Below are 7804 nucleotides of genomic sequence, written 5' to 3' on the forward strand. Positions count from 1 at the left end.
TATCATTTTACATGAACTCGCTTCCATTTATTTTCAGCTCCTGATTAAGGCGTCACCATCCCCAGACAAAAACCGCCCTCTTAATGAAATATGCCTTTGATCCCACGACCCATGCGCTCCAGCAGGGAGGCCTTGCCATGAATCGGGCAGGTCTCAGCCGGCAGGTTGGATTCAATAAAATACTCCTCATACGCATCGGGGCACCTGAGTCCGGAGGCACGTGCCCCGCTTTCGCGGCACACGTTTATCTGAACCACGTCCGGGGGCGGGAAAAAACCGTTGCCCGAGACATAGCCGGGAATGGCCGACACGAGATCGGCCCAGATGGGCAGGGCTGCCGAGCCACCGGTGGCATACAGGGGGGCATTGTTATCAAACCCCACCCAGACCAGGGCCAGAAGATCCGAGGTGTAGCCCACAAACCAGGCGTCCCGATAGTTGTTGGTGGTCCCTGTCTTTCCGGCCACGGGAAAATCAATGCCATAACGCGAAAGGGACCGTCCGGTCCCGCTTTTCACAGCCCCTTCCAGCATGGAGGTAATCAGAAAGGCCTCACCCGGAGAGAGGACCGTCTCAATTTTCATATGCCGCCCCACAAGCTGCCCACCCCTTTCATCCGCCACATCTTTTAAGGAGAGAGGGTACGGCTGAATGCCGTCGGAGGCAAACACAGCGTAAGCCCGGGCCAGGTCCATGGGGATCACCTCGGAAGTTCCTAACACCAGGGACGGCCAGGGAGAGACCGGGGTGGTGAAATGAAAGGGTTCCAGCCGCCGAACGACCCGCTCAATCCCTCCCCTGACCGCCATATCGACTGCGGCCCGGTTGCTGGAGATCCTCAGCATGTTCCGGACGGAGAGGCGGGTCTCCTTTTGCTCACTGAAATTTTTCGGTGTCCAGGTCTTGCCGTCCACGGTGTAATCGCTCTTTGTGTTGGAGAGCAGATCCGCCGGTGTAAATTGATCCAGCAGGACGGAAGCGACCAAGGGTTTAAAGCAGCTTCCGGGCTGTCTCCTGGCCTGGGTCACCCGGTTGAACTGGCTGACCCGGTAGTCGCGTCCTCCCACCATGGCCAAAATATTTCCGGTACGGGGCTGCAAGACCACGATGGCTCCCTGAAGTCTTTTGGCAGGGTCGCTCCGCCGCAATTTCGGGTTCTTCTGCTCCAGGCGGGCCAACCCCTTTTCAAGGGCTCGTTCTGCGGCGGCCTGCACCTGGGTGTCCAGGGTGGTATAAATCGAATAGCCCATGCTGGACAGGGTCGTGGCGGGGTAGATGTCTCGAAGTTGGGACGAGACATAATCCAGAAAATAGGGCGCTGTCTGGCTGTACACCTGAAAACCGGAGACCGTGATGGGCTCCGCAGAGGCCGTTTTCATCTCCTCTTCAGAAATCCAGCCGTTTTTCTGCATGGCCGAGAGGACGACGTTCCGGCGTTTCCGGCTTCGTTCGATATTCTTATACGGGGAGTAAAGATTCGGCCCCTTGATGAGCCCGGCGAGGGTGGCTGACTCGGCCAGGGTGAGATCCTGAACTCTTTTATTAAAGTAGAACCGGGACGCCTCTCCGGCTCCGTTCACAGACGCCGACCCCTTCTGCCCAAAATAAATCTCATTGAGATAGATCCCGAGAATCTCGTCTTTTTCGTATTTTAGTTCGATGGCCAGAGAGATAAAGAGCTCGTTCAATTTTCGGGAAAAGGTGCGCTCTGAGGTGAGAAAGTAGTTCTTGGCCAGCTGCTGGGTCAGGGTGGAGCCCCCCTGGCGGATGGCGCCATGCCTTAAGTTGGTATAGATCGCCCGCAGAATACCCCGGGGGTCGACACCGAAATGGGTATAAAAGCGAGAATCCTCAGCGGACATCACGGCATGCTGAAGAGTCACTGGGATCTCATCGATGGCCACCACCTGGCGGAGCTCTCGCTCTTTGCCGAAGTACCTCATGAGCACTTCAGGTTCCAGCTCAAGGATGGGAAGGGGTTGTCCCGAATCCTGGCGGACCATGGAGAGGATGACGCTGTCCTGAAACGTCAGGAGCGCCAGAAAACCCAAACGGCTTTTTCCCGGCACCGTCAGATCGTTGAGATAAATTTCAAGCCCGTCACCGGAACGGAGGTAATCGCCTTTTTTTTGAGGGGTGTCCCTGGACTCCCGGTACCCGATGCCCTCAAGTTTTTCTATAAATGAAGGCCAGTCGATTTTACGCCCGGGATACAAAAGGGTCGTATCCGAATAGATCATGGAGGGAATTTGCCATCGTCGCCCGGAAAACCGTTTCTCGACCAGACCGGTGAGATGCCAGCAGTACAGCGAGGCGGCCAGCACACCAATAAATCCGAGCGCGAAGCCCGTCTTAATCACTCTTTTTATCCAACAAACCATATATTACGCCTGAAAATGGGATCAACATCAACGATAATCAAGGCACCTTTGCATAAGCCCGGCAGAGGGTGCGAAGCTCGCCTTCCTTGCTGACTGTTAAAACACGCGTGACAGCATGCGGTATCATAGTCGAACCCTGCACGAATGAACAGGTCGGAATGGTTCCCGTAGAATGCATTCTTTTCAGGCGCATTTTCTACTTTGATGGGGTGTAGTTGAATTTGGGTATTTCAAGGTTGTAATAAATCGCCAGAAGCCTAAGTGAAAAGCCCGTCCCCAAAGTTATGAGAATCACAGAGAGCTCCGATAATCCACGGGCGCGAAGAATCAGAAACAACCAGGCCGAGACAATCGACACCCCGGCGTAGACCTCTTTTTGAAAGACGAGGGGAATGTCCCGGCACAAAACGTCCCGAATCACCCCTCCGGACACCCCGGTGATGACCCCCATAATGGAGGCCACGATAAACCCATGCCCCAGGGCCAAGGTCATGCGTACCCCGATGATGGTAAAGGTCACCAGCCCCAAAGCGTCTAAAACCAGAAAAACCCGATGAAAATACTTCATGAAGGGAGACAAAAGAATGGTGATCAGTGCCGCACAGGTCGTGATGACAATGTATTCAGGGTGCCCCACCCAGGAGATCGGGTGGTTGCCCAAAAGGACGTCACGGATATTTCCGCCCCCGATGGCCGTGGCGCAGGCGATGATAATTACCCCGAATACGTCCATTTTTTTGCTGCCCGCTTTCAAGGCACCGGTGATCGCCTCCACGGTAATACCCAGGATGTAAAGATAGTGCAGGATCATTTGACGTTCACTCCTTTCAAACGCTCTTTAATTTCGAAAAAACGCAGGAGATAAACATGAAACTGCGGGATCTGTCAATGGGTAGATGTAAAAATGATGTATCCCGTCAAATTGAGCGCACTCAAAATACGAAGGGTCATGGCGCGTCGTTGCACCGGCAGTGAGCCACAAGCCCCCGTTATGGATGGCCACCTGAACAGCCTTGCGTCCTGGAGCGCCGCACTCCGGTGCGGTAGGGGTAACGACGAACAAAAAAGCCGCACAGGAGTGCGGCGCTCCGTTTCGGTTCGTCTTTCTCGGTTTTTTAAAGGTCCCGGCCTTTTTATGCTACGCCTTTTTTTTCCAGTACACCGGAACAATATCAAGACTGGTTTCACCTGAAATGAGCCAGATATGCCCGTCATCCAGGGTGAACTCGAGCTGCATGGTGCGCTGGACCATGGACGCCAGCGTGGCCCCGTCAGGAATGGGAATATACAAAACGGTGAGATTTCCGCAGCGGCTTAATGCCTCACGGTTCTTTTCCCACCAGGGTTCTGCCTTTCGATCCCCGTAACTCACGATAACGACCTCTCTGGCTTTTCCGCAGGCCTTGCGGATTCTCTTCTCATCGGGTTGGCCCAGTTCGATCCAGAGATCGATCTCCCCTGACGGGCTGATCTGCCACAACTCAGGTTCACTGTCGGAGCTGAGTCCCCGGGTAAAGAGAAGATTCTCGTCGGCATAGAGGGCAAACGCGATGAGGCGAATCATCATCCGTTCATCGGTTTCCGACGGATGTTTTGCCACGGTGAAGTGGTACGTCTCATAATGATTCCGGTCGAGATCGCTGACCTGCAATTCTGTTTTATAAACGGTCGCTTTAAGAGCCAAAGGTGTTTCCTTGCTGTTTCAATAGGGTTGTTTGGGGCCTGACGTTTTCGGTATGAACGGAGCCTAAGCAAAAAGCAAAAAGCCGCACCGGAGTGCGGCGCTCCATGGCCGTGGGGTTCTCTTTTTTTAAGCGTACTCATACGCTTCACGCAAATGCGGAGGCGAGGTGCCCAGAGTAGCGACACCCAAACCCACGTTCAAGGTGGCTCACCTTGTCGCCGGAGGCCTGCCTTTTTTTCTACACCACCAGGGCACGGGCAAAGGCGATGGCGCGTTGCCGGGCATCTTCCGGCATGTTGCCGTCGATGGTGCACCCACCGATAAAAAGTTCTCCGGCGTTCACCGTTTTATAAAAATTCTGAAGCCGACCGAAGCCCGTGAAGATGGGTTCCACGTTGTTCTCGTACTGCCCGCCCCCGGTGACGAGCAGCGCCTGCCTCTGTCCTTCGACCAGGGAGACGTGATCAGGGGTATGGAAACCCGTCACCAGGCTCCAGCTTCGATCCATGAGGGCTTTCACCTGGGCGGTCACCCCCCAGAAATAGGCCGGAGAGGTAAACAAGGTGGCATCGGCTTCCATCATTTTTGTGAGGATCCCCTCGGCGTCGTCCTTTTGAATACAGGCAATGGCCTTCGGGTTTTCTTTGCATTTCGCGCAACCCAGGCACCCTTTGATCTCTTTGCGTGTCAGATCAATCTGCTCTACCTCGTGTCCCAAGGATTTCAACTCCTCTTCCACCCATCCCAGAGCCCGTGCCGTGTTGCCTTTTTTTCGTGCGCTGCCGAGCAAGGTTAAAACTTTCATGCAATACCTCCGTAAAATATCATAAATTTTTGTATTTATTATTTATAATTAAATTTTCCAATACAAACGCGAAAGAGGGAACGTCTTGGTTTTAGCAGGCGGCAGAAAAAATTCAACGTGTATTTGCCAAAGCCAAAGAATCCAAGGCGTATTTTCCGCCGTTTTGTGAAACCGAAGCGGGTTTTTACGCAAATCTTTTTCATCATCTATGGGTCTGGCTTTCCCTGTAGGGGAACTCTGGCCATCGGACTTTACATCCCTTGGAAAACCCTGTAATCCATGGCTTCACAACGGCCCCTTCCATGGGGCTGACATGCTATTTTTTACTAAGCCGGACGGATTTTTCCATGCCCCGAACTCAAGTTGCTTCTATCGGATTCACGAGTGCCCTCCCCTGGATCATTGTGATTACCTGCTTGTATTTTTTAAGCTTTTTTGCGCGCAGTATTCTCTCGCCCCTGCTGGTGCCTATGGAAATAGACTTTTCAGCTTCCCATGGCCAGGCCGCAGGGCTGATGTTTTTTCTTTCCATCGGCTTTGGGGTGGCCCTTGCCCTGGCAGGGGTTGTCTCCAGCAGAATCCGTCATCGCTGGGTTCTTTCCATGGCCATGGGCATTATCGGGGGTTCCCTCTTGATGCTCTCCCGCGCACCGGGAATCGATCAGGCCCGTGTCGCCTTTTTCCTTTTTGGTATTGGCTCCGGCCTCTACCTGCCTAGCGGCATGGCCACCCTGGCCTCGGTGGTGGACGACCGTTTCTGGGGGCGCGCCATCGCCATCCATGAGCTGGCTCCCAACCTCGCGTTCATCCTGGCCCCCCTGGTCGTCGAAGTGACCCTTGGCTCTATGGACTGGCGGGGCTGCCTGAAGTCTATGTGCATCGTCTGCTGTCTGGGTGGCGTCCTTTTCCTGAAATTTACCCGCGGCGGCAATGAGTACGGTACGCCCCCGAACACCAAAACCGTGCCACTTATCATCAGGCGACCGGCTTTCTGGGCCATCATGGTCCTCCTCGGCCTCGCCGTAGGGCTGGAGGCCGGACCGTACAGCATTATGCCGCTTTTTCTGGTCAGCGAAAAAGGCATGAGCCCCTTTGCCGCCAACCACATGCTCTCCACCACGCGGCTCATCACCCCCCTGATGGCGCTCACCGGGGGCTGGCTGGCCGACAGGATGCGGATTTCAACGATTCTCGCGGTCACTCTTTTTGGCAGCGCCTTGTCCCTTGCCGGTATGGGGCTCTTGACTGGAACAGGTCTCAGCGGGGCCATTATGCTGCAGGCCTGCATGCCGGCCCTGATGTTTCCGGCGGTTTTTAAATCGGTCACGGAAATTTTCGGAGTCCGGGAGCAGTCACTGGTTCTCTCCCTCTCCATGCCCATTGCCTATGTTTTTGCCATTGGCCTGGTCCCCACCTTTCTCGGCTTGTGTGGGGATCAGGGCCACTTCGACCATGGGTTTATTGCGGTGGGCCTGCTGACCCTGATGAGCATCGCTGTTTTGCCCTTGCTGAAACACCCCAAAACAATAAAGCCAAAAGCTTTAAAAGACCCCAAACGGATCGTCGCATGACCAAACACCACACCGCCACTGCAAACTTTGCAGGCACCCTGCCCTGGATTTTTGTCATCACCGCTATGTATTTCCTGAGCTTTTTTGCCCGAAGCATCCTTTCCCCTCTGCTGGTGCCTATGGAAATAGACTTTTCGTCCTCCCATGCACAGACCGCGGGCCTGATGTTTTTTCTATCCCTGGGCTTCGGCTCGGCCCTGGCTCTTGCGGGCATCGTCTCAAGCCGGGTCCGTCATCGCAACGTGCTGGTCCTGGCCATCGCCACTCTGGGACTCTCCCTGCTCCTTCTCGGCCAGGCGCAAAACATCGGGGTCGCCCGCCTCGCTTTTTTTATCTTCGGTATCGGCTCCGGCCTGTACCTGCCCAGCGGCATGGCCACCCTGGCCTCGGTGGCCGATAACCGCTACTGGGGACGGGCCATCGCCATCCATGAGCTGGCCCCCAACATCGCCTTTATTCTGGCTCCGGTCATCGTGGAAGCGGCCTTGGGCGTCGTGGACTGGCGCGGGATCCTCACCACCATGGGTCTGGCCTGTTTTTTCGGCTGTGCCCTCTTCCTGAAGTTCGGGCGCGGAGGCGACGAATACGGATCTGCCCCCAGCACCGAAACCCTCCCCTTGATCATTCGACAACCCGCCTTCTGGGCCATTATGGTCCTTATCGGCCTGGGTGTGGGGTTGGAGTCCGGCCCTTACAGCCTGACGCCCCTGTTTCTTGTCAGCGAAAAGGGGATGAGCCCGTCGGAGGCCAACCACCTGCTCTCTACCTCCCGGCTCATCACGCCCCTTATGGCGCTGCTGGGGGGCTGGCTGGCCGACCGGGTGCGGATTCCGACCCTTCTTATCGCCACCATCATGGGCAGCGCCCTTTCCCTTGCTGGCATGGGTTTTCTGGAAGGGACCGGCCTCAGCGCCTCCATCATGGTCCAGGCCTCCATGCCGGCCCTGATGTTTCCGGCCGTCTTTAAATCTGTCACTGTCATCTTTGGCGTTAAGGAGCAGTCCCTGATCCTCTCGCTGACCATGCCCGTGGCCATCTTTGTGGCCCTGGGCATTATCCCCACTTTCCTCGGCTGGTGCGGAGATCTCGGGCACTTTGACTATGGATTTGCCGGGGTGGGTTTCTTGACCCTTTTTACCCTGGGCGCGCTCCCCTTTTTGCATCAAACCAACCCCTTGCCTCCGGCGGCAAGGGTGGCGAAGCCACTGTAGCGAAAAACACCTTGAAAGCGGGGTTGCGAATGCGCCACAAGGGCATGATGCGGGGCCTTGCCGGTATAAAAAACCGGAGTGCAGGGGTGAACGTCACAGGTTGCGGGGGGGGCAAGCTTGGAGGCAGAGCCTTCGGGGGGCATTCCCAGGCG

The 7804-nt window shown here is 55.6% G+C and carries 7 protein-coding genes; 2 read left to right on the forward strand and 5 right to left on the reverse strand.

The window, feature by feature from the left end; all coding sequences use genetic code 11:
* Window positions 1-80: 80 nt before the first annotated feature.
* From Q1Q75_RS18030 to Q1Q75_RS18045, 4 genes are all read right to left on the reverse strand, one after another.
* Window positions 81-2360, reverse strand: coding sequence for a PBP1A family penicillin-binding protein (locus tag Q1Q75_RS18030; RefSeq protein ID WP_300673490.1), 2280 nt, complete (start codon window positions 2358-2360; stop codon window positions 81-83).
* Window positions 2361-2577: 217 nt separating this feature from the next.
* Entirely contained in the window at window positions 2578-3192 is a 615-nt protein-coding gene (locus Q1Q75_RS18035; protein ID WP_300673491.1) for a trimeric intracellular cation channel family protein, read from the reverse strand.
* A gap of 327 nt (window positions 3193-3519) precedes the next feature.
* A complete protein-coding gene (locus Q1Q75_RS18040; protein WP_300673494.1) occupies window positions 3520-4065 on the reverse strand; it encodes a YaeQ family protein in 546 nt (181 codons plus the stop codon).
* 238 nt (window positions 4066-4303) lie between these two features.
* Complete coding sequence (locus Q1Q75_RS18045) at window positions 4304-4870, reverse strand: flavodoxin family protein (protein WP_300673497.1); 567 nt, start codon at window positions 4868-4870, stop codon at window positions 4304-4306.
* 347 nt (window positions 4871-5217) lie between these two features.
* Between Q1Q75_RS18045 and Q1Q75_RS18050 the strand changes: the two genes are divergently transcribed.
* Together Q1Q75_RS18050 and Q1Q75_RS18055 are read left to right on the forward strand one after the other, a co-directional pair.
* A complete protein-coding gene (locus Q1Q75_RS18050; protein ID WP_300673499.1) occupies window positions 5218-6441 on the forward strand; it encodes an MFS transporter in 1224 nt (407 codons plus the stop codon).
* Window positions 6438-7652, forward strand: coding sequence for an MFS transporter (locus tag Q1Q75_RS18055; protein WP_300673501.1), 1215 nt, complete (start codon window positions 6438-6440; stop codon window positions 7650-7652). The genes Q1Q75_RS18050 and Q1Q75_RS18055 overlap by 4 nt, the downstream gene beginning before the upstream one ends.
* Here Q1Q75_RS18055 and Q1Q75_RS18060 read toward each other — a convergent pair.
* The coding region (locus Q1Q75_RS18060; RefSeq protein ID WP_300673502.1) for a hypothetical protein at window positions 7604-7804 on the reverse strand (201 nt) is incomplete at its 5' end. The genes Q1Q75_RS18055 and Q1Q75_RS18060 overlap by 49 nt on opposite strands.

This window comes from Desulfoluna sp. (genome assembly GCF_030145185.1).
Classification (GTDB): domain Bacteria; phylum Desulfobacterota; class Desulfobacteria; order Desulfobacterales; family Desulfolunaceae; genus Desulfoluna.

Coding starts and splice junctions, on each gene's coding strand:
- Q1Q75_RS18045 (WP_300673497.1), bottom strand. CDS start 4,870: ATGAAAGTTTTAACCTTGCTCGGCAGCGCACGAAAAAAAGGCAACACG.
- Q1Q75_RS18055 (WP_300673501.1), top strand. CDS start 6,438: ATGACCAAACACCACACCGCCACTGCAAACTTTGCAGGCACCCTGCCC.
- Q1Q75_RS18050 (WP_300673499.1), top strand. CDS start 5,218: ATGCCCCGAACTCAAGTTGCTTCTATCGGATTCACGAGTGCCCTCCCC.
- Q1Q75_RS18035 (WP_300673491.1), bottom strand. CDS start 3,192: ATGATCCTGCACTATCTTTACATCCTGGGTATTACCGTGGAGGCGATC.